This is a genomic window from Mycetocola zhadangensis, assembly GCF_003668565.1.
Taxonomy (GTDB): domain Bacteria; phylum Actinomycetota; class Actinomycetes; order Actinomycetales; family Microbacteriaceae; genus Mycetocola_A; species Mycetocola_A zhadangensis.
In genome coordinates this window covers 222,300-242,161 of the sequence record NZ_RCWJ01000003.1, presented here as the reverse complement: position 1 = coordinate 242,161, position 19,862 = coordinate 222,300, and the positions used below count along the sequence as shown (strand labels likewise).

Below are 19,862 nucleotides of genomic sequence, written 5' to 3'. Positions count from 1 at the left end.
TCAAGTCCCCGACATCCGGGGAGGGCTTGCGGTTTTTCGATCTGGCGGTATCGGTTCGCTGTCGCTTAGCTGCGCACGAGTCCGGGCTGAGGTGGTGGCGGAGCGCCCGGAATGGGGCCAAGTGCCGCGAGCAGGAGGTCCGGCTCGTCGCGGATCTCGGCGTAGCAATACCAGGAAGGGCCCTCGGGCCCGACTAGCTCGAACCGAGCGCTCGAACCGATGGCGTACGGCGCGTCCCGCTCGACAACGAGCGAGCAACTTACGTCCGCGGTGTGGGTCGCGGTTGAGATGGTGACGAGGATGCCCGGAAGGACGAGGGCGATCACCCCGATGATGACCAGGAACCGCATCGGCTTGAGCAGGCGTTGCGAAGGAAGTGGGCGACCGTCGCTGGGCTCGTAGCCATCGAGCTCGGGGTAGTTGGACGTCACTCTGTCATTCTGTCATCGCCAGCACGGGGCGGCGATCTCGCCGGGCGAGTTGCCAGCCGAGATACGAGAATCGCTGGAAGGCGGTGAACGGGAAGTCATACGATGGCAGCCACAAACGTGGAGGTTCCAGATGCGAAACGTGACCTATTCCCTGACCATGTCACTCGATGGCTACGTGATCGGGCCGGACGGACAGTTCGATTGGGCTGCGCCGGACGAAGAGGTGTTCCAACTCGCCACCGACGAGGTGCGCGCGCTCGGAATCCACCTGCTCGGCCGGCGACTGTATGAATCGATGCTCTATTGGGACGGCGCCGAGGAGGATGCGTCCGTCACCGCGTTGGAGCGTGAGTTTGCGACGATTTGGAATCGGCTCCCCAAGGTCGTCTTCTCCACCACGCTGTCGGAGGTGCGCGGCAATGCGCGTCTCGCCTCTGGAGGGCTCGCCGAGGAAATCGAACGCCTGCGCGCGGAGCCGGGGGAAGGCAACATCGGAATCGGTGGTGCAACGCTCGCCGCCGAAGCCGCGGGGTTGGGCCTCATCGATGAGTACCTCATCCGGGTGCTGCCCGTCCTGGTCGGAGGTGGGGTGCCGTACTTTGCTCACGATGAGCGCCGGTCAAACCTCGAACTGGTGGAGACGCGTACCTTCGACTCCGGGGTGGTCTACCTCCACTACAAAGTGAAGCGGTAGCGGAGTACGGGCATCGACCCCTCAGGCGAGAGGTTCGCCTACTCCGACCCGCCGCCGAGCGCGAGCGCTCGCCGAGTGCACAGCGCCAGCGCTCGCCACCACAACGAGCGCGATGGCAACCCAGCCGAGCAGTGTCAGCTGCTGGTGCAGCACGATCGCACCGACGATCGCAGCCATGGCTGGCGCGAGGCTCATGAGGATCGAGAAGGCGGACGCAGGCAGCCGCCGGAGCGCGAACAGTTCGAGCGCGTACGGGATCGCCGATGACAGCACGGCAACGGCCGCGCCAAGCGCCAGAATACCGGGGGAGAACAGGGCTGCACCTGCATCGGCGATTCCGAACGGCAGAGTGATCGCCGCGCCGATCGTCATGGCGATCGCGAGGCCGTCGAGCTTCGGAAACCGCGCTCCCGTTCGTGCTGAGAGCAAAATGTACGCCACCCATCCCGCACCCGCGCCGGCCGCGAACAACACACCGACCGGGTCGAGCGTGTCCACTCCACCCCAGCCGAGCAGCACAACACCGACGAACGCGAGCAGCGCCCACAACCAGCTCGAGGCGCGCCGGCTCACCACCACCGAGAGGATGAGCGGCCCGAGCACCTCGATCGTCACCGTCGGCCCGAGCGGCAGGCGCGCGAGCGCCTCGTAGAACAGCGCGTTCATGCCGGCGAGTGCAATCGCGAAGCCACACAGGGTGAGCCAGTCACCCCGGGAGTATCCGCGCAGCCGCGGCCGGGCAATGGCCATCAGCAGAATCGCCGAGAACGCCAGCCGCAGCGCCACCATGCCGAGCGGCCCGACAGTGGGAAACAACAGCACAGCGAACGACGCCCCGAACTCCTGGCACAGCAGGCCGACCAGCACCAGGCCGACCGCGGTCACAGGCGCGCGCGATGCTGGGCTCGGCGCGATCGCTGTCATGAGATCGAGCGTAGGGCGCACGCGGGGTGTTTCGTGAATCGGTCGAGAGCGAGCGGATGCTGTCGGTCGCGCGGTAACGCGACGTGCTGTTTCGTGAAACGGACGAAGGCCAGCGGATGCTCCGGGCCGCGTGATCACGCGACCTGCGTGATTTCGCACTAGACGACATCCGTCTGTAAGGAATATCGTCGCACTCAGCGCCGCTGTTCAGGAACGGAGCACGCCATGGTCACCCGGAGTTTTCTCACCGACACCGAACTCTCGGACATCACGCGCGCCAACGAGTCAGGCCGTACCCCCGTGGTGTTCGTGCACGGGCTGTGGCTGCTGTCGTCGAGCTGGGAGCGCTGGCGGACCCTGTTCGAGGAGGCGGGCTACTCGACCCTCGCGCCGGTGTGGCCTGACGACCCCGACACCGTTGAAGCCGCCCGCCAGGACCCCGCCGTGTTCGCGCGCAAGATGGTGCACCAGGTCACCGACCACTTCCTGGACGTGCTCGGCCACCTGACCAAACGGCCAGCGGTCATCGGCCACTCCTTCGGCGGGCTGATCGCGCAGTCGCTCGCGGGGACCGGAGAGTCCGCCGTCACCGTTGCGGTCGCTCCAGCCCCGTTCCGCGGGGTGCTCCCGTTGCCACTGTCGTCGCTCAAGGCGGCTTTCCCCGTGCTCGGCAACCCGGCGAACCGCGGGCGAGCCGTGTCGCTCACCTACGAGCAGTACCGGTACGGCTGGGCCAACGCGCTCGACGAGGCCGAGGGCAGAGCCCTGTTCGACGAGTTCCACGTTGCCGCAGCGGGGGTACCGATCTTCGAGGCGGCCGCCGCCAACCTCAACCCGTTCAGCCAGGTCACCGTCGACACACGAAATCCCGACCGCGGGCCGCTGCTCATCATCTCCGGGCAGCGCGACCACGTCGTCCCTTGGGCAATCTCGCAGGCCGCGTTCAAGCAGCAGGAGCACAATCCAGGCCTCACAGAGATCGTCGAGGTGCCGAACCGCGGGCATTCGCTGACCATCGACCACGGTTGGCGTGGAGTGGCTGAGCTCGCGCTCGACTTTATTCGAACGCACGGGTGACGCCCGGTGTCTGGTGCTCCGGTTAGGCTCGAAGCACTACGAACTGGAGTCGCCACATGGGGCAACGCACGACGCCCCGAGCGTCCACTCTGGGCGGAGCGCTGCTCGCGCTCGTCGCCCTGGTCACACTGGCCGTCTCGATGCTGTGGCCCCAGGACGACGGCGGCACTCCGCCGGCCGCCTCGCCGGTACCGTCCGCAACACCGGCCAGCACGCCGCTTTCCGAGCCGAGCGCGGGTGAGGGCGGTGCACCCAGCCCCGTGGCATCCGCCCCGATAGTTGGAACAGCGACCGACGCGCTCGCCGCGCTGCCGACGAAGGGACGCGCGCCGAAGACCGGGTATGACCGCACCGGGCATTTCGGGCGGGCCTGGCTCGACGTTGACCACAACGGCTGCGACACCCGAAACGACATCCTCGCCCGTGACCTCACCGACGAGACCCTTGAGGGCAAGTGCAAGGTGATGACCGGGTGGCTCGACAACGTTTACGGCGGCGTCGACGTGGCGTTCACCCGCGGGCAGGACACCTCGACCCAGGTGCAGGTCGACCACGTCGTCGCCCTCATGAACGCGTGGGAGACCGGAGCGCAGCAGCTTTCCCAGGCGCAGCGGGAGTCGCTCGCGAACGATCCGCTCAATCTTCAGGCGACGGATGCCTCCTCCAACGCACGCAAGCAGGCGGGCGACGCCGCCACCTGGCTGCCGCAGGCGACCGGTTACCGCTGCGAGTATCTGGCGCGCCAGATTTCGGTCAAAGCGGCGTACGGGCTGTGGGTGACGGCGCCGGAGCGGTCGGCCATGGAGCGCGTTCTGGCGTCGTGCCCCGCGCAGCCAGCGTATGGGTCGACGCTGGCGCCGCGCTCAAGGACAACAGGCTGAGATAAGGACGCCCGAGGCGGGTTTGTCCTTATCTCGGCCGGTCTTCCTTATCTCGCGCCGAGAGCCGACACTGCGGGCGCTGTGCGGGCCCGCCGAGCGGCCCGTCTCCGCGAGATGGCCAGGAGCAGAGTGAGCAGCACTGTGCCGATCAGCCCTCCGAGGGTATTGCCGATCAGGTCGGTCACGTCGCCGAGCCGACTCGAGGCCAGCACGACCTGCCCGAACTCGATTCCCAGCGAGAGCAGGAAGCAGAGCAGGGGTGACAGCCACCGTCGCCTCGGTGGGAGCAACACGGCCAGCACGAAGCCCACCGGCACGAACAGGGCGATGTTCGCGGCGAACTCGACGACGCCATAGCGGAGAAGCTCCGGCCCGCCAGAGGTCTGCAATTCCGTCAGCCAGCCGCGCAGCGCATCCGCGAACCCGGCGTCGATGGGGGTGGGCCAGAAGGCGACCGCGAACACGGCAATGCCGCCGAGCACGAGGGCCCACGCCGCGATGCGACGGTGGCGTGATGTGACCATGGCGTCCTCCCAGTGACCCCCGTTTAGGCGCAGGCGCACTCCGAAACGGCGACCTAAGCTTTACATGAGCTTTCGTCATGTTAGCTCGGGAATCACCAAAATGGGGTGGTTTTGCCCAGCCGACGAGGAATCATGACCGATCGCACATCCCGCGCCCCCGTGCGCACCACCCTGCTCTGGATTGCCCTCGCCTTAGGGATCCTTGTGCTCGCCGCTGCACTCTGGGTCGGTTTGCGTGGCGCCGCAGCCGCCGGCGAGCTCCGGTCGGCGAAGACGGTGGCGTACACGCTCAGAGACCAGTTGATGACGGGAGAAACGGATGCCGCCACGGCGTCGAGCGCCACACTGACCGGTCACACGAACCGTGCCGTCGAGCTCACCTCTGACCCGGTCTGGCGCGCGGCCGAACTCGTGCCGTTCGTCGGGCCGAACCTCGTGGCCGTCGGGCACAGTGCTGCAGCGGTGGACATTCTGGCCGTCGATGTGGCCGCGCCGCTGATACCGATCGTGCAGAGCCTCGATCTCTCGGCGATGGCCGGGGCCTCGGTTGACCTGGCGCCCCTCGCCGCGGCTGCTCCCGTTCTCTCTAAGGCCCGCGATGCCGCGATTCCGGCGCGCGAGCGGGTGAGGGCTATCGACTCCGCAGCGACGCTGCCGTTCATTCGTGACGCTGTGACGGAGCTCACCGGACTCGTCGAGTCCACGGCTGACACTGTCGAGTCGCTCGACCGCGCCGCAACCCTCCTCCCGGCCATGCTCGGCGGGGGAGAGCCCCGAAACTACCTGCTGCTCGTGCAGAACAGTGCTGAACTGCGCGCCTCGGGAGGTCTGGTTGGTGCGACCGCCGTACTGACGGCATCCGCTGGGCACATCAGCGTCACAGATCAGAAGTCGACAACCGACTTTCCGGTGCTCGCCGAACCGGTGCTGCCGGTGACGCCGGCGGAGGCGAATCTCTACGGCGACAAGCTCGGGCGGTACCTCATGGACGTCAACCTCACGCCCGACTTTGCCCGCTCGGCCGAACTCGCGTTGGCGATGGCTGAGCCAGTCTACGGACGGACCTTCGACGGGGTATTCGCGATCGACCCGTACGTTCTCCAGCGGGTGCTCACTGCGACGGGACCGGTGTCTGTGACACCCGAGCGTGTGCTCGATGAGTCGAACGCCGTGCAGGTGCTCCTCAGCGATGTGTACCGCGACTTCCCTGATCCGGTGGCCCAGGACGCATTCTTTGCGGCGGCCACCGAGGCGGTGTTCGCGGCGGTGACCTCAGACAGCGTCGACCCGCGTGCCCTCGTCTCCGCGCTGGTGGATGGGGCATCGCAGGGCCGGATCCTGCTCTGGAGCGCCGACGATGCCGAGCAGGCGGTGCTCGCCGAGACCACGCTCGCCGGTTCTCTTCCCGACGACGAGAAGGACTTCGTCGGCGTCTACCTCAACGACGCCACCGGGGCCAAGATGGGCTACTACCTGTCGGCCGACGCGACGGTCGACTGCGCGCCAGCGTCAACAGGGGCGACGCACCGTGCGACGGTTACGCTGACGAGCGCTGCGCCGACGGATGCCGGGACAAGCCTCCCTGCGTACGTCACCGGATACGGAATCTTCGGTGTGGTCGCAGGCGACACTCGCACCCAGGTGGTTGTTGTGCTTCCCGTCGGCGCCTCGGTGCTCTCTGCGACGCGCGGAGATGACAAGCTCGCCACCATCGGCACCGACGACGCCGACCGCACCGTTGCGACGATCTTCACCCAGGTGTCGCCGGGGGAGTCGATCACTGTCACCGTCGACTTCGCGGCGGCCGCCGTCGACACGGTCGCTGCCACCCCTGGTGTGAGCATCACGCACCCCAAATGGGGTGATGTGCAATGTGGCCGTCGGGATTAACCTGAGGATCACTCACATACGGTGAGGCGGACTGTCCCGAGCTGCCCGCCTCACCCGTGTGAGGACACGATCAAAGGAGTGTGTGAGGTGTTCTCTCGAGCAATCGCCGTGGCCGGCCTGGCCGTCGCCGCAACACTGTCACTGCCGACAATGGCAGCCGCAGATCAGTACCCTCCAGGCGGATCGGCCGCCGTCGCGGTTGCCGGCTGCAACGCCCAGTTCGTCGCCGAACCGGGCTACTTCGAGCCGGGCGAGACCGTGACCTTCGAGATCACCGGAGCGAATGACGAGTCGATCACCGTGACGACCGCCGCGCTACGTGCCGCGACGTTCCCCGGTTTCACCGCTGCGGCCGATGGCAGCCTCGTTGTCGACATCAGTTCGACCGCACGCACGAGCGGCCAGTACCGGCTCACCACATCGGGAACGGAGAGCCCGACCCGCGGCCCGATCGTGTTCAGTCCCGCTCCGAGCTGCAACCCGGCCGACAGCACGGCACTCCCACGCACCGGTGCCGACCTGACCCCGATCTGGCTCGGCGGCGGCATGCTCGTCGTCGGCGGCCTCGCCCTCGGCGGTGCCTGGCTCGTCCGCAGGAAGCGTGTGTGAGCGTGCCGGCGGCCATCTCGACAACCGGGCAATTCCGGGCTCGCTCGCCGGAGCATCCGTTCGCGGTCTTGACACCCAGATTTATCGGCTATTCTTAGTGAGGCCCTTGGGCCATCGGGGTGTGGCGCAGCTTGGTAGCGCGCTTCGTTCGGGACGAAGAGGTCGTGGGTTCGAATCCCGCCACCCCGACAGATAAGCCGTTCGGTTCTTTGAACCGGGCGGCTTTTTTGTTCCACGCCTCGCAGGGATAACAGGTAATCGCACGATTATCAGGCTGCGATCAGCATCTTCCGCCTGATAAACGTGCGACGTCCTGATTTGCCTGCGGACTGACGTCCGTCCGCCGCGAGACTCTTTCGCGGGCCGTCCGGCAGACTACGCGCGTGCCACCAGGGTGAGCAGCGTGGCCTCGGGACGGCAGGCGAACCGAACGGGAGCGTAGATCGATGTGCCAAGCCCGGCGCTCACGTGCAGGAATGCGGAGCGGAGGGCGTGGCGCCACAGGCTCAGTCCCTTGACCTGCTTGCGCGGGATGTCACAGTTTGTGACGAGGGCGCCGAAACCGGGCACGCACACCTGCCCGCCGTGGGTGTGTCCGGCCAGGATGAGGTCGGCGCCGTGGTTCACGAACGAGTTCAACACACGCTGGTATGGCGCATGCGCCACACCGATGTGCACAACGTTTTTGAGCCCGGAGGCCGTCGATGCGAGGCTGTCGTCATCCTGCTGGGCATCGAGCAGGCCGGTCAGCAGGTCGAGCCGGTCGGCGCCGATGTGCGGGTCGTCGACGCCAAACACGTTGAACGTTGTGCCGTTCAGGGTCACGGTGCCGACGGCGTTGTTGAGCGACTGCCAGCCGAGGGCGTCTCGGAAGAACGACTCGAGCCGCGCCGTGTCAAGGTTGCGCATGCGCTTTTTCGGTGCAGACCCGTTCGAAGACGGACCGGTGAAGTAGCGCAGCCAGTTCTTGTGCATCGGGCCGTAGTAGTCGTTCGAGCCGTTCACGTAGAGGCCAGGAACTCCGCCGAACTCGGCGAAGGCGCGCTCAATGCCGGGGATGCCGTCTTCGTGCCCCAGGTTGTCGCCGGTGTCGACGATGAGGTCAGGTTTCAGCTGCGCCAGCTCCCGCACCCACGCCTGCTTGTCGCGCTGCCATGGAGCCATGTGCAGGTCGGACAGGTGAAGAATGGTGACGGATGCTGCGCCCTTGGGCAACACAGGAACGGTCTCTTCCCGCAGGGTGAACTGTTTACGTTCGACCAGCGAGCCCCACGCGAATGCGGCGGTTCCGGCGAGGGCCAGGGCGCCGAAGGCTACCCCGACCCTGCCGGTCGCGCGCGAAGCGGAGCCGCTCACCCGCAGCTTTGTCTCTTGAACGTGATGTTCACGGTTTGGCCAGCGGCCAGCGGAGTGTCAGCGGCAGGGGTCTGCGCGGAGACAACGCCCTTGCCCGGGCCGGCGGCCGGGTCGACTTCACAGGTGCCCGCGACGCCGTAACCGACTCCCTCAAGAGTCTTCTTCGCTGCTTCGGGATCCGCGCCAACCACGTTCGGCACCGCGAGCGGAGCGACTCCGGTCGACGGGTGCAGCGTGATCGTGGACCCGGTAGCGACATCAGCGCCGGCCGCTGGGTCGGTGGAGGCTACAAGCCCTGCGCCGATGCTCGAGTCGACGGGCGCGCCGACCTGAACGCTGAATCCTGATTTCTCCAGGATGCCTGTTGCCGCCTCAACGGACTGGCCAGCGACCTCGGGAACCGCGATGCGCTTCGCCTTGATCAGGGCGTCGCTCGGGTTGGGGAAAGCGTCTCCACCGTACTTGGCGATCGACGTCTTCAGGATGCCGGAGAACACGTTGAACTTCGCGCTGAAGCCGGTCAGGCCCTTGTTCACCCGCACGTCGTACATGCTCGACTTTCCTGAAACGTTTCCGATCCAGAGCGAGGTGATGGCCTTGCTCGTGCCACCGGTGATCCAGGAGTGCACGGCGTCATCGGCCGTTCCGGTCTTGCCCATCAGAGGAGCTCCGGGAACAGCGGCGCGTGCAGCCGTTCCGCCGCCCTTGAAGACGGTCTCCATGGCGAAGGTCGCTGCGTTGGCAACCTCGGGGGTTACCGCCTGGGTGCAGGTGCTCTTCGGCGCTGCAATCTCCGCCCCGTCAGGTCCGATGACCTTGTCGATGGCGATCGGGGTGCAGGTGAGGCCGGACGCCGCGATACCAGCGATGCCCGTGGCGAGCGACAGCGGCGACACTTCGTTCGCACCGAGAAGGGTTGCCGGGAAGCGCTCGAGCGGCTGGCCGTCTGCACGGTGAACACCCATGGCCTCAGCGCCCTGGAAGATCGAGCACATGTCGAGCTTCTGGGCCATGGCCACGAACGCGGTGTTCACCGAGCGGCGGGTTGCGTCGATCGGTGTGATCGATCCCGGGCTCGTGCCGTCGTAGTTCTTCGGAGTGTATGACTTGGTGTAGTTGCCGGCGCAGCTGTCCGTCCAACGGGTGAATGTGCGCTTTCCACCGTTCACCGACTCATTGAGGGAGTGGCCCTCTTTCAGCCAGTCGAGCAGGATGAACGCCTTGAACGTCGACCCGACCTGGAAGCCGGATGAGCCACCGTACGCCTTGTCGGTGTTGTAGTTCACCGAGGTGTATGCGTTGCTGGTTGCCGTGACGGCCGAGTCGTTGCTGAAGGTTTTGTTCTGCGCCATGGCGAGGACGCGACCGGTGCCTGGCTGCACGGTTGCTGCCGCTGCACCGATGTTGGTCCGCGCCATCGTGTGCGGAATCGAAGCGTCAATTGACGCCTGGCTCGCAGCCTGGAGGTCGAGGTCAAGCGTCGTGTAAATCTGGAGGCCACCGCGACGGAGCGCGCCAGCTCGTTCTTCCGGTGTCGCGCCGAACGCCGCGTCCTGCTTGACAATCCAAGTGACGTAGTCACAGAAGAATGCAGCGTTTCCTGCCGACTGGCATCCGGTACTTGGCTGGGTAATCGTCGGCGTAATCGGGGCCGCGATGGCGGCCGCGTGCTGCTCGGCGGTGATTTTGCCGTGCTCGAGCATGTCGTTGAGCACATAGTCACGGCGAATCTTGGTCTTCGAGTAGCCATCGGCTGCACCGTTGACCTCGTTCGCCGGCTTGTCGATGCGCAGGTTGTTCGGGTTGTTCACCATTGCGATCAGGGTCGCGGCCTGCTCGGGGTTGAGGTCGATGGCGTTGACGCTGAAGTAGTACTTGGCTGCTGCCTGAATGCCGTAGGTACGTGCGCCGAAGTTGGCGATGTTGAGGTAGCCGAGGAGGATGTCGTCCTTCGAGTAGTCCTTCTCGACGCCGATCGCGAGACGCATTTCCTTGAGCTTGCGTGCGGCGCCTTCGGCTCCGCTCGCCGTCGTGGCTTCTTCGGCGCAGGCGGCCAGGTCCTCGTTTGTCGCCGACTCCATCTCACACTGCTGGATGAGCACGTTCTTCACGTATTGCTGCGTGATCGACGATCCACCCTGGGTCTGGCCACCGACCACGTAGGTCTTGAAGATGGCTCGGGCGGTACCGATGATGTCGATGCCGCCGTGCTCGAAGAAGCGCGGGTCCTCAGCGGCGACCGCTGCGTCCTTCGCGAACTGCGACACCTGGTCGCTCGTCACTTCTTCGCGGTTCTGGTCGTAGAACGACGCGAGCAGCGGAGTGCTGCCGTCGGACGCCGTCGCGTAGATGTTGGTCTTCTCCATCGACTGACCCACCTTGAGGTAGTCAGGGAGCCCGTCGAACACACCAATGGTGTTGTTCGCGGTCATGCCGGTTACGGCGAGTGCGGGTGTGACGGCAGCGGTCACGAGGATCCCGGCTGCGACACTCAGGCTGACGAACCCGAGGAAGCCCCCGAGCACACCTCTAGCCGTGCGTTTTTGTTCAGGCATAGGATCACTTTAAGCGACAAATCTGTAAAAGCGCCTTAATGGGCGTAGCAGAAGGTCAGTTCCCGCGCCGTGTCGCCGGGCTGTGCAGCCCTCTGAGTCGCTCTCGTCACCGATACAAAAGGACCAAAATGCCTCGCTGGGAGTACCTCACGACCCCCCTCATGATCCACAACACCGCCGCAATCCTCAACAACTGGGGTGCGGACGGCTGGGAGCTCGTCCAGGTCGTCAATGGACCAGAGGGCGGACTCGTTGCTTACCTCAAGCGCCCGATCGCCGAGGCCAACTAGTGGCGCGGATCGCCGACCGGCTCGCCGAGCTGGGACTTGAGCTTCCCGGCGTCGCCGCGCCCGTTGCGGCATACGTGCCAGCAGTCGTGCAGGGAAACCTCGTCTACACCTCGGGCCAGCTGCCGTTCGTCGAGGGGTCTCTCCCGGCAACGGGCAAAGTCGGTGCCGACGTTACTGCAGAGGACGCCCAGAAGTACGCGAAAATCTGTGCGCTCAACGCGCTGGCCGCGGCCGAGAGTGTGATCGGCTCGCTTGATCGGGTCACCCAGGTTGTGAAGGTAACCGGCTTCGTGGCATCCGACCCCGCATTCATCGGTCAGCCCGCTGTCATCAACGGTGCGTCGACCGTGCTCGGAGAGATTTTCGGGGACGCCGGCATTCACGCCCGCTCAGCCGTGGGAGTCGCGGTGCTGCCGATGGACGCGCCGGTTGAAGTGGAGCTGGTTCTCGCGTTCGCCTAACCGGACCGACCCGCTCAAGGAAATAGCGCCGGGGATAGGAAACTCACGTAGCTGGGGAACCTTTTCTCGGCGCTTTCCGTTCAAGGCAGCAAGTGCACGCCGTCCTGCGACCACCCTCACAATCGAGCATCGGTAGGCAATTGCCCACAGAATTCGTCCGACGGCCGCGGGCGTGGCACCCGCTCGGCACCATAAACGGATGGATCTCGAAGTCTGGCTCAACACGCACAACGGCATCGCGCACCGCAGCGATGCTCTGGATGCAGGGTTCACAGCGCATGCCATTGAGAAAGCGATGGCGGCACAGCGGGTTCGGACTGCCCGACGGCAGTGGTTGTATACGCGCCGTTCGTCGCAGGCTCTCCGGGCGGCTGCGGCTCTTGGCGGCCGGTTGACCTGTGTGTCCGCGGCACAGGAACGGGGGCTGTGGACCATCACCGACGAACGTATCCACCTGGCCGTCTCGCGAAACGCGGTGGTCCGCCCTGCCGCACACCTCCGGTTGCACTGGGGTCAACCGCTGGTTCCAGTTGGTGCGTTCGAGCTCATCGACCCGGTTCAGAACCTGCTCGTGAGTATCGCTGACTGCCAACCGTTCGAGAAAGCCATAGTCGTCTTCGACTCGGCAGTGCGCAGCGGTGCGGTGTCGTTCGGCGAACTGAGCCGGTGGCAACGGCGTTCCAAAGCATTTCGCCGGCTGGCGGAGGCAACCAGTCAGTTCAGTGATTCCGGCATCGAGACGCTCCCTGTCGTTCGGTTGCGTCGGCTCGGGATTCACATGCAGCAACAGGTGAAAATTGATGGTCACCTGGTGGACGGGCTGATCGGCGACAGACTAATTGTCCAGATCGACGGCCACGGGCCCCACTCCGACCCTGCGACGCGACGCCGCGACCTCGCCCAGGATGCACGCCTCACCCTGCTCGGATACACGGTGCTGCGGTTCGACTATTACCAGGTCATGTACGACTGGAAGTTCGTCGAAGCGACCATCCTCACCGCGATGGCCGAGGGGCTCCACTTGCTCACGGCTACCATCGGCCGGTGAGGCCGGTTGCGCGTCCGGACAAGGAAAACGGCCCGAGATAAGGACGAAGTTCGAATTTTCATCCTTATCTGGGGCCGAGATCCTTGTGGCGGCGTGAAGTTACTTCGCGCTGACCTGCCCCGTGATGATCTGCATCACCGTGGTGTCCGCGAGCGTCGTGGTGTCTCCCACATCGCGGCCCTCGGCTACGTCGCGGAGCAACCGGCGCATGATCTTGCCCGAGCGTGTCTTTGGCAGCTCGTTGACCACGAAAACGTCGCGCGGCCGGGCGATCGGCCCGATCTGCTCGCCGACGTGCGACCGGAGCACCGCTGCGATGTCTTCGACCGCAGCCGATTCTTCGAGCATGCTCTCCTTGATGATGACGAAGGCGACAACGGCTTGCCCCGTCGTCTCATCGGCAGCTCCAACGACGGCCGCCTCCGCCGTGAACGGGTGTGCCACAAGCGCAGACTCGATCTCAGCGGTCGACAGGCGGTGCCCTGACACATTCATGACGTCGTCAACGCGGCCGAGCAGCCAGATGTCGCCGTCATCGTCAAGCCGGGCGCCGTCGCCGGCGAAATACTTGTCGCCGAACTTGTCCCAGTACGTTTCCTGGTAGCGCTCAGGGTCGCCCCAGATGCCACGCAGCATCGACGGCCACGGTTCGGTGACGACGAGCAAGCCGCCGTTGCCGGTTCCCACGTGCACACCGTCGTCATCGACCACGTCGATCGAGATACCGGGGATCGGAACCTGCGCGCTTCCCGGCTTCGTCTCAGTGACCCCGGGCAGCGCCGAAATCATCATGGCGCCGGTCTCGGTCTGCCACCAGGTGTCGACGATCGGGGCGGCCTTGGCGCCGATGACCTTGCGGTACCACATCCACGCCTCAGGGTTGATGGGCTCACCAACCGAACCGAGCAGCCGAATCGACGACAGATCGAACTTCTTCGGAATCTTCCGGCCAAGCTTCATGAACGAACGGATGGCTGTGGGCGCTGTGTAGAAAGTGGTCACCTTGTACTTCTCGATGATTTCCCACCACCGACCCGGGTGCGGCGTGTCCGGCGTGCCTTCGTACAGCACCTGGGTGGTGCCGTTGGCGAGCGGACCGTACACAACGTAGCTGTGTCCCGTGATCCAGCCGATGTCTGCCGTGCACCAGTAAACGTCTGACTCCGGCTTGAGGTCGAAGACGACCTTGTGCGTGAACGCCGACTGGGTGAGGTACCCGCCCGACGTGTGCAGAATGCCCTTGGGCTTACCCGTTGTGCCTGAGGTGTAGAGGATGAACAGCGGGTTCTCCGCCGGGAACGGCTGCGCCTCATGCTCGGCATCGGCTTTCGCCATTTCCTCGTGCCACCACAGGTCGCGGTCGGTCCAGTCGACCTGGTTCTCGCCGCGCTTCACGACGAGTACATTCGTCACGGTCTCCTGCGGGCCGAGATCTCCGCGCGCCTCGAGAGCGGCGTCGACCGCTGGCTTGAGTGCGCTGACCTTGCCCTTTCGCCAACCGCCGTCAGCGGTGATGACAAGCTTTGCGCTCGCGTCGTCGACACGTGAACGGATGCTGTCAGCGCTGAATCCACCAAAGATCACCGAGTGAACTGCGCCGAGGCGCGCGACGGCGAGCATGGCAACGACAGCTTCGGGAATCATGGGCAGGTAGATCGCAACCCGGTCGCCCTGCCCGATGCCCAGCCCGGAGAGCACGTTCGCGGCGCGCTTGACCTCAGCCGTCAGCTCGGCGTAGGTGACGGAGCGGCTGTCGCCCTGCTCGCCTTCCCAGTGGAACGCGACGCGGTCGCCGTTGCCCGCCTCGACGTGCCGGTCGAGGCAGTTGTACGCCACGTTGAGTGTGCCGTCGTCGAACCACTTCGCAAACGGCGGGTTCGACCAGTCGAGGGTCTGGGTGAATGGGGTGTCCCAGTGCAGTTCGCGAGCCTGGTTCGCCCAGAATTCGAGCCGGTCGGCCTTGGCCTCGTCGTAAAGTGCTGCGGTTGCCAATGCCTGCGATACGAATGCGTCGCTCGGAGGAAACTTACGGTTTTCGTGCAGGAGGTTGTCGATCTGAGGATTCATATTGTGGGTTCTCGCTCCTTCGCGCCGCTTTGTTCCGGTCACTTCTGTGTGACCCATACAGACTGTACCGGAAAGAGGTCGAGGGCCCGATTGGGGCGCCACACAGCGCCATCTGCGCTAGTCCGCTTTTTGGGGGACTAAGGACGCCATTTTCGCTTGCAAAAGCATGCAATCCGCGTACACTTGGCAGCGGCCGAATTCTTATATTCGAGCATGCGGCGTGATGATTCCCCCCAATCAATCGCCGCCTGTGGCGGCATCCATTTCCCCCAATGGATGTCGCCATTCCACGTCCGGGCACCCTTTTTACAAGCCGCTGATCGGGGAGCGTTGAACTCCTCCCCACGATCCGAACGCTGATCCTTTATCCACGGATGCCGTCGGCTGGCACGATCGGAATTGTCACCTCGATAGCGTTCCGGTTATGGGCCCTCGATTTGTTGCCGCCCCGACCAGGGCACCGACGGCACGAGCTCAGCCTGGTGCGCAGACACCGCTCCGCAACGCCCGCTCGCGGGGCGCGGGGCAGGAGGCTGCACCAAGCCTGACCCCAGCCGGGTCGGTCGACGCGTCCCCCGACGTCGGCGGCCCGGCTGGCCCACCTCCTTCGTCCGACGCCGCTCGGCTTCGGCTCGGGCTGGCCGCGGAGTTCGGCCCGCTCAGCGACTTTCTCGTCGCACCTGACGTCACCGACCTCTTCATCAACGGCGAGAAAGGAGGGTGCTGGGTCGACCGGGGCGACGGGCTCCGGAGAGATGACGCACTGCGGCTCACAGAGAAAGAGGTTCGCGAGCTCGCTGTGCGACTGATCGCGCTTGGCGGCCGGCACATCGACGAGGCGACACCGTGTGTCGACGTCAGGCTTACCGGAGGAGTCCGGGTGCACGCCGTGCTGCCGCCGGTGTCCGTGAGCGGCACTCTCCTCAGCATTCGTGTGCCGCAGGTTCGGCGCCGCAGCCTCGCCGAACTCGGGAAGGCGGGAATGTTCGATGCTTCTCGCGCCGAGGACCTGGCGCGAGCGGTCAGCGACCGAACCAACCTCCTGATCACAGGAGCGGCTGGCACAGGGAAGACCACACTGCTCGGCGCGCTCCTCGCCTCGGCGCCGGCCACCGAACGTATCGTTGCCATCGAGGACGTGGCGGAACTGGGTGTTGAGCATCCGCACTTCGTGTCACTTGAGTCCCGGCAAGCGAACCTCGAGGGTGCGGGCGCCATCGGGATGGACCGGCTGGTGCGGGAGGCGCTCCGCATGCGGCCCGACCGGCTGGTGGTCGGTGAGTGTCGAGGAGCCGAAGTGCGGGAGATGCTTGCCGCGCTCAACACAGGTCACGACGGCGGAGCTGGCACACTGCACGCTAACTCGCTCGTCGATGTTCCGGCCCGAGTGGAGGCGCTGGGTGCGCTCGCCGGAATGACACAGGACGCTGTCGCCAGACAGACGGTAAGCGCCATCGGGCTGGTCCTTCACCTCGAACGCCTCGACGGGGTTCGCCGGCTGGCACGAGTGGGTCAGTTCGGGCTCGATGCCCAGGGCCGGCTCGCGATTCGTGAGACCGCACCGTGAGAGGAACCGACGACACACCCGCCGTCGAACGGGTAGCGGCGATCACCCAGCGGCTCGCCGTGCTTCTGCGGGCTGGCGTCCCATCACCGGCGGCGTGGCAGTACCTCGCCGACGGGCTCGGGCGCAGCCGTCGCGATCCCACAGCCGAGGTTGTTGCTGCGGCCGCCCTGGCCGCGCGCGACGGTGTCGATGTACCAGCGGCGATTGTGTCAGCTGCGCCAGACGGCCCGGCTGGTCACGCCTGGCGTTCTGTCGCCGCCGCGTGGTCCGTCGCCATCGGCACCGGAGCCCGGCTTGGGCCATGCCTGTCGCAGCTCGCAAGGTCCCAGCGTGCGCTCGGCCAGACTCAACGCGACATCGCCGCCGCCCTTGCCGGGCCTCGGTCCACCTCCCGGTTGGTGATGGTGCTGCCAGCTGTCAGCCTGCTTTTCGGCTCGGTCCTGGGGTTTGACACGCTCGGAACTCTGTTCACTACGGGCCCGGGCCTCGTGTGTCTGGCGCTCGGGGTCGTCCTTTCCGTCGCGGCTTGGCGCTGGTCGAACCGAATGGTGAATCGTGCGGTACCGACTACGAGCGCCCCCGGACTTGAGATCGACCTTCTCGCCATCGCTCTCTCGTCCGGAGCATCGTATGTCCGGGCACGGGCGGCCGTCGACGACGCACTGGATCGCTGCGGGCTGGCCGATAACCCGGAACATCGACCCCGTCGCGGACGCGCGCCTCGGCGCACCAGGACGGCGGAGCATGACGACAGCGCTGCGGCGGTCGAAGGGGTCCTGGCGCTGTCTCGAGCTGCGGGCGTTCCCGCTGCCGAACTCTTGGCCAGCGAGGCCGAGAGCGTTCGGTGGGATGCGCGATCGCAGGCTCAACGAGCCGCAGCCGCGCTCGGCACTCGGCTCATGCTGCCGCTCGGGATCTGCATACTCCCGGCGTTCATGCTCGTGGGTGTCGCCCCGCTCATGCTCAGCATCTTGTCCTCCACAGTGGCCGGGTTCGGATGAACCATCCCACTTTTTGTTCTGCGGCGTGCGGGGTGCGTTGCCCGCAGGACACTGGAGTTCCTCGTGCAACGAAGTGTCATCGCGAAAGGTGAAGGGAGAACAGAATGAGCACGAGGGGCGCATCAGAGGAGGTGGGCGGGAGGCCGGCCGGTTGGGTACGGCGGCAGGGGAGAGCCGTCGCGGAGCGGCTTCGCGACGATGAGGGCGCGGCGACGGCGGAGTACGCGATCGCAACGATGGCCGCAGTTGGGTTCGCGGGGTTGCTCGTTGTCATCATGAGGAGCGACGAGGTTCGCACAATACTCACGGACCTCGTGCGTCGCGCACTCACGTTCACCGGGTAGAGAAGACGTCATGTTGGGCGCTCTGCGGGCGCGCGCGGTGTACGGGTACACCGCGGTTCAGCGTTTCGGCGCCGGCTCGAATCGGGCGAGCCGGCGTTGGAGCGACTCGGCGGGCAGCGTCACGGCGGAGTTTGCTGTGGCGTTGCCCGCTGTCGTCGTTGTGCTGGCGTGCTGCCTCGGTGCCGTCCAGGTCGCCTCGCAGCAGGTGCGACTATCGGACGCCGCCGCCGATGCGGCGCGAACTCTTGCCCGTGGCGATTCCCTTTCCGTCGCAGCATCCCGCGTGCAACGGGTTGCGGGAGAAGCGGATATCAGCACGTCGACATCAGGCGATTTCATCTGCGTCGAGCTGAGCGCATCCGCTGGGCTCGGCCCGGCGCTCGCGGCCGGAATTCGGATCCGCGCGTCAGGGTGCGCGCTCGCCGGTGGGCTGTGAAGGGCGCGACCATGGGAGGGGTGATTCGCGGCTGGTTGGGCACTCGAGGGGAGGAAGGGTCCGGGTCGGTGATCGCCGTCGCGCTCGCCGCATCGGTGCTGGTGCTGACGGGAATGGCGCTCCCGCTCAACCAGGCACTCATCTCGCGTCAACTGGTGGCGAACGCCGCGGATGCGGCCGCGCTCGCCGCAGCGGACACCGCGTCGGGTTTGGTCGCAGGGTACCCGTGTGCGAATGCAGCCGAGGCGGCACGTCTCAACGGTGCCGCGCTGGGGGAGTGCGTCATCGACGGGCTGGAGGCGCGGGTGACCGCGGTTCGGCTCGTGCTTGGTGTGGCGGTTACCGTTGTCGCCCGCGCCGGTCCGCCCTCATCGCCCTAGCGTCGTGTGCCCGTGTGCCCGTGTGCCCGTGTGCTCGTGTGCTCGTGTGCTCGTGTGCTCGTGTGCTCGTGTGCTCGTGTGCTCGTGTGCTCGTGTGCTCGTGTGCTCGTGTGCTCGTGTGCTCGTGTGCTCGTGTGCTCGTGTGCTCGTGTGCCCGTGTGCCCGTGTGCCCGTGTGCCCGTGTGCTCGCGTGCCGGGTTGCAGCTTGGTGCGACGGAACGACTGACGACGGAACGACCGACGGCGCAACGTTTCCGGCAGCTGGATCAGGCGCTGGAATCGCCCGATGCTTCGCGATCTCTCCGAGCCCATTTCACCGACACAGCTGGGCTGGCTGCTAGTGCAAGCGCGTCGAGTATCGACTCGGTGTCGGCCCCGCCAAACCTCGGTGTGACCCAGGTCGTGCCTTCACCACGGATGTCCAAGTCAAACCAGAGGTGGTTGGAGCTCCGTCCCGGGTATTCCCGTGCGAACGCTTCCGCGACGGTTTCATCAGCCGACGGGTGCACAGCCACCCAGCGGCTGCCCTTACACGCTTCCATGAGCGTGGCGATGGAAACACCGGCAAGGTGAAGGAGTTGAAGGACCTTCTTCACTGCCGCTTGCTTGCTCAGATCAGTGAACTCACCGCCAGCGATCTGAATGTCATAGCGAGTGAAGTCTCGGCCGCTCGTCTGAACCGCTGTCGATGCGGCGACCTTCTTTCGCTGCTGAATCTGGAATTGTTTGGCTTCTGGCAGAGGAATGATCTGTTGCAGATCCAGGAGGGTCTCGCTCTCCAACCGGTACGGCACGATGCGATAGCAGGAGATATCGGTGTTGTAGTTTTCGTTCAGCCACAAGACCGTGCTCGTAACCTCGGTGCTGAAGTCGCCAGAAACCAGAACGATTCGAACATGATTTGGCAACTCGTCCATGGGCTCATCCACCCAATCGAGAATCGTTTCGCGAGCCTGAAGCGGGGTCACGGCGTGAAAATCAGCGAAAGTCTGTACCAAATGATCGAGCGTCATGGTGGAAACCATGGCCGCGTATCGGAGCGCCTGAAGTTCCATGTGACCGCCGTCGTCAGTGCGTTTCAGCTCGATGACGACGAGGCTACCGCGGCGATCCAGCGCAAGAAGATCTACTCTGCGCCGTGAGTCTTCGAAGAGGCTATATTCCTCGGCCACGGCCAGGAAGTCCTCGTTGATGATGCCGATCCGTTTAAGAAGGAGTCGTTGAATATCTTCACGTTCACGAATCTGTTCGGCGACGAGCGTCGTTCGACGGATCGGTTCGAGATCCGTGTCGGAGTAACGGTATAAGGCCATGGCCTCATTCTGGT

The 19,862-nt window shown here is 65.4% G+C and carries 20 protein-coding genes and 1 tRNA gene; 14 read left to right on the top strand and 7 right to left on the bottom strand.

Annotated elements, in window-relative coordinates:
• Positions 1-65: 65 nt before the first annotated feature.
• The gene (locus tag D9V28_RS11785; RefSeq protein WP_121659932.1) at positions 66-431 is read right to left on the bottom strand and encodes a hypothetical protein; all 366 of its coding nucleotides are present in this window, start codon (positions 429-431) and stop codon (positions 66-68) included.
• Positions 432-561: 130 nt separating this feature from the next.
• Here D9V28_RS11785 and D9V28_RS11780 point away from each other — a divergent pair, with 130 nt between their 5' ends.
• The gene (locus D9V28_RS11780) at positions 562-1,125 is read left to right on the top strand and encodes a dihydrofolate reductase family protein (protein WP_121659931.1); all 564 of its coding nucleotides are present in this window, start codon (positions 562-564) and stop codon (positions 1,123-1,125) included.
• A gap of 21 nt (positions 1,126-1,146) precedes the next feature.
• Here the strand turns inward: D9V28_RS11780 and D9V28_RS11775 are convergent, their stop codons facing one another.
• Positions 1,147-2,049: an EamA family transporter gene (locus D9V28_RS11775; protein ID WP_121659930.1), complete on the bottom strand. Its 903-nt coding sequence runs from the start codon at positions 2,047-2,049 to the stop codon at positions 1,147-1,149.
• Positions 2,050-2,274: 225 nt separating this feature from the next.
• Here D9V28_RS11775 and D9V28_RS11770 point away from each other — a divergent pair, with 225 nt between their 5' ends.
• Together D9V28_RS11770 and D9V28_RS11765 are read left to right on the top strand one after the other, a co-directional pair.
• Entirely contained in the window at positions 2,275-3,126 is an 852-nt protein-coding gene (locus D9V28_RS11770; RefSeq protein ID WP_121659929.1) for an alpha/beta hydrolase, read from the top strand.
• Between the two features lie 56 nt (positions 3,127-3,182).
• Complete coding sequence (locus tag D9V28_RS11765; protein ID WP_121659928.1) at positions 3,183-4,007, top strand: HNH endonuclease family protein; 825 nt, start codon at positions 3,183-3,185, stop codon at positions 4,005-4,007.
• A 47-nt stretch (positions 4,008-4,054) separates the two neighbouring features.
• Here the strand turns inward: D9V28_RS11765 and D9V28_RS11760 are convergent, their stop codons facing one another.
• Positions 4,055-4,531, bottom strand: coding sequence for a VanZ family protein (locus tag D9V28_RS11760; RefSeq protein ID WP_121659927.1), 477 nt, complete (start codon positions 4,529-4,531; stop codon positions 4,055-4,057).
• A gap of 132 nt (positions 4,532-4,663) precedes the next feature.
• Here D9V28_RS11760 and D9V28_RS11755 point away from each other — a divergent pair, with 132 nt between their 5' ends.
• The 3 genes from D9V28_RS11755 (at position 4,664) to D9V28_RS11745 (ending at position 7,219) form a co-directional block, all read left to right on the top strand.
• On the top strand, positions 4,664-6,421 hold the full coding sequence (locus tag D9V28_RS11755; RefSeq protein WP_121659926.1) for a DUF4012 domain-containing protein: 1,758 nt from the start codon (positions 4,664-4,666) through the stop codon (positions 6,419-6,421).
• 87 nt (positions 6,422-6,508) lie between these two features.
• Positions 6,509-7,030, top strand: coding sequence for an LPXTG cell wall anchor domain-containing protein (locus D9V28_RS11750; RefSeq protein WP_121659925.1), 522 nt, complete (start codon positions 6,509-6,511; stop codon positions 7,028-7,030).
• 115 nt (positions 7,031-7,145) lie between these two features.
• A tRNA-Pro gene (locus D9V28_RS11745) sits at positions 7,146-7,219 on the top strand.
• A gap of 186 nt (positions 7,220-7,405) precedes the next feature.
• Here the strand turns inward: D9V28_RS11745 and D9V28_RS11740 are convergent.
• A complete protein-coding gene (locus tag D9V28_RS11740) occupies positions 7,406-8,386 on the bottom strand; it encodes a metallophosphoesterase (RefSeq protein WP_121659924.1) in 981 nt (326 codons plus the stop codon).
• Complete coding sequence (locus D9V28_RS11735) at positions 8,383-10,941, bottom strand: transglycosylase domain-containing protein (RefSeq protein WP_121659923.1); 2,559 nt, start codon at positions 10,939-10,941, stop codon at positions 8,383-8,385. Before D9V28_RS11735 ends, D9V28_RS11740 begins: the two co-directional genes overlap by 4 nt.
• A gap of 128 nt (positions 10,942-11,069) precedes the next feature.
• Between D9V28_RS11735 and sp36 the strand changes: the two genes are divergently transcribed.
• From sp36 to D9V28_RS11720, 3 genes are all read left to right on the top strand, one after another.
• Entirely contained in the window at positions 11,070-11,231 is a 162-nt protein-coding gene (sp36, locus tag D9V28_RS11730; protein WP_121659922.1) for a Sp36 family protein, read from the top strand.
• Positions 11,231-11,692 carry a RidA family protein gene (locus tag D9V28_RS11725; protein WP_121659921.1) on the top strand — a complete coding sequence of 154 codons (462 nt, stop codon included), beginning with the start codon at positions 11,231-11,233 and terminating at the stop codon, positions 11,690-11,692. Before sp36 ends, D9V28_RS11725 begins: the two co-directional genes overlap by 1 nt.
• Before the next feature lie 199 nt (positions 11,693-11,891).
• Complete coding sequence (locus D9V28_RS11720) at positions 11,892-12,740, top strand: endonuclease domain-containing protein (protein ID WP_121659920.1); 849 nt, start codon at positions 11,892-11,894, stop codon at positions 12,738-12,740.
• Positions 12,741-12,839: 99 nt separating this feature from the next.
• Here the strand turns inward: D9V28_RS11720 and acs are convergent, their stop codons facing one another.
• Positions 12,840-14,807, bottom strand: a complete 1,968-nt coding sequence (acs, locus tag D9V28_RS11715) for an acetate--CoA ligase (RefSeq protein WP_121659919.1) — start codon at positions 14,805-14,807, stop codon at positions 12,840-12,842.
• A 424-nt stretch (positions 14,808-15,231) separates the two neighbouring features.
• Here acs and D9V28_RS11710 point away from each other — a divergent pair, with 424 nt between their 5' ends.
• The 5 genes from D9V28_RS11710 to D9V28_RS11690 all read left to right on the top strand — a co-directional run bounded on the left by D9V28_RS11710 (position 15,232) and on the right by D9V28_RS11690 (position 18,535).
• Positions 15,232-16,374 carry a TadA family conjugal transfer-associated ATPase gene (locus tag D9V28_RS11710; RefSeq protein WP_121659918.1) on the top strand — a complete coding sequence of 381 codons (1,143 nt, stop codon included), beginning with the start codon at positions 15,232-15,234 and terminating at the stop codon, positions 16,372-16,374.
• A complete protein-coding gene (locus D9V28_RS11705) occupies positions 16,371-17,375 on the top strand; it encodes a type II secretion system F family protein (RefSeq protein ID WP_121659917.1) in 1,005 nt (334 codons plus the stop codon). Before D9V28_RS11710 ends, D9V28_RS11705 begins: the two co-directional genes overlap by 4 nt.
• 104 nt (positions 17,376-17,479) lie before the next feature.
• The gene (locus tag D9V28_RS11700) at positions 17,480-17,719 is read left to right on the top strand and encodes a DUF4244 domain-containing protein (RefSeq protein ID WP_229728034.1); all 240 of its coding nucleotides are present in this window, start codon (positions 17,480-17,482) and stop codon (positions 17,717-17,719) included.
• A gap of 10 nt (positions 17,720-17,729) precedes the next feature.
• Positions 17,730-18,155: a TadE family type IV pilus minor pilin gene (locus tag D9V28_RS11695; RefSeq protein WP_121659916.1), complete on the top strand. Its 426-nt coding sequence runs from the start codon at positions 17,730-17,732 to the stop codon at positions 18,153-18,155.
• An 11-nt stretch (positions 18,156-18,166) separates the two neighbouring features.
• Positions 18,167-18,535, top strand: coding sequence for an Rv3654c family TadE-like protein (locus tag D9V28_RS11690; RefSeq protein ID WP_121660130.1), 369 nt, complete (start codon positions 18,167-18,169; stop codon positions 18,533-18,535).
• Positions 18,536-18,801: 266 nt separating this feature from the next.
• On the opposite strand, the gene D9V28_RS11685 is transcribed toward D9V28_RS11690, so the two are convergent.
• The gene (locus D9V28_RS11685; RefSeq protein WP_183086515.1) at positions 18,802-19,848 is read right to left on the bottom strand and encodes an endonuclease NucS domain-containing protein; all 1,047 of its coding nucleotides are present in this window, start codon (positions 19,846-19,848) and stop codon (positions 18,802-18,804) included.
• Between the last annotated feature and the right edge of the window lie 14 nt (positions 19,849-19,862).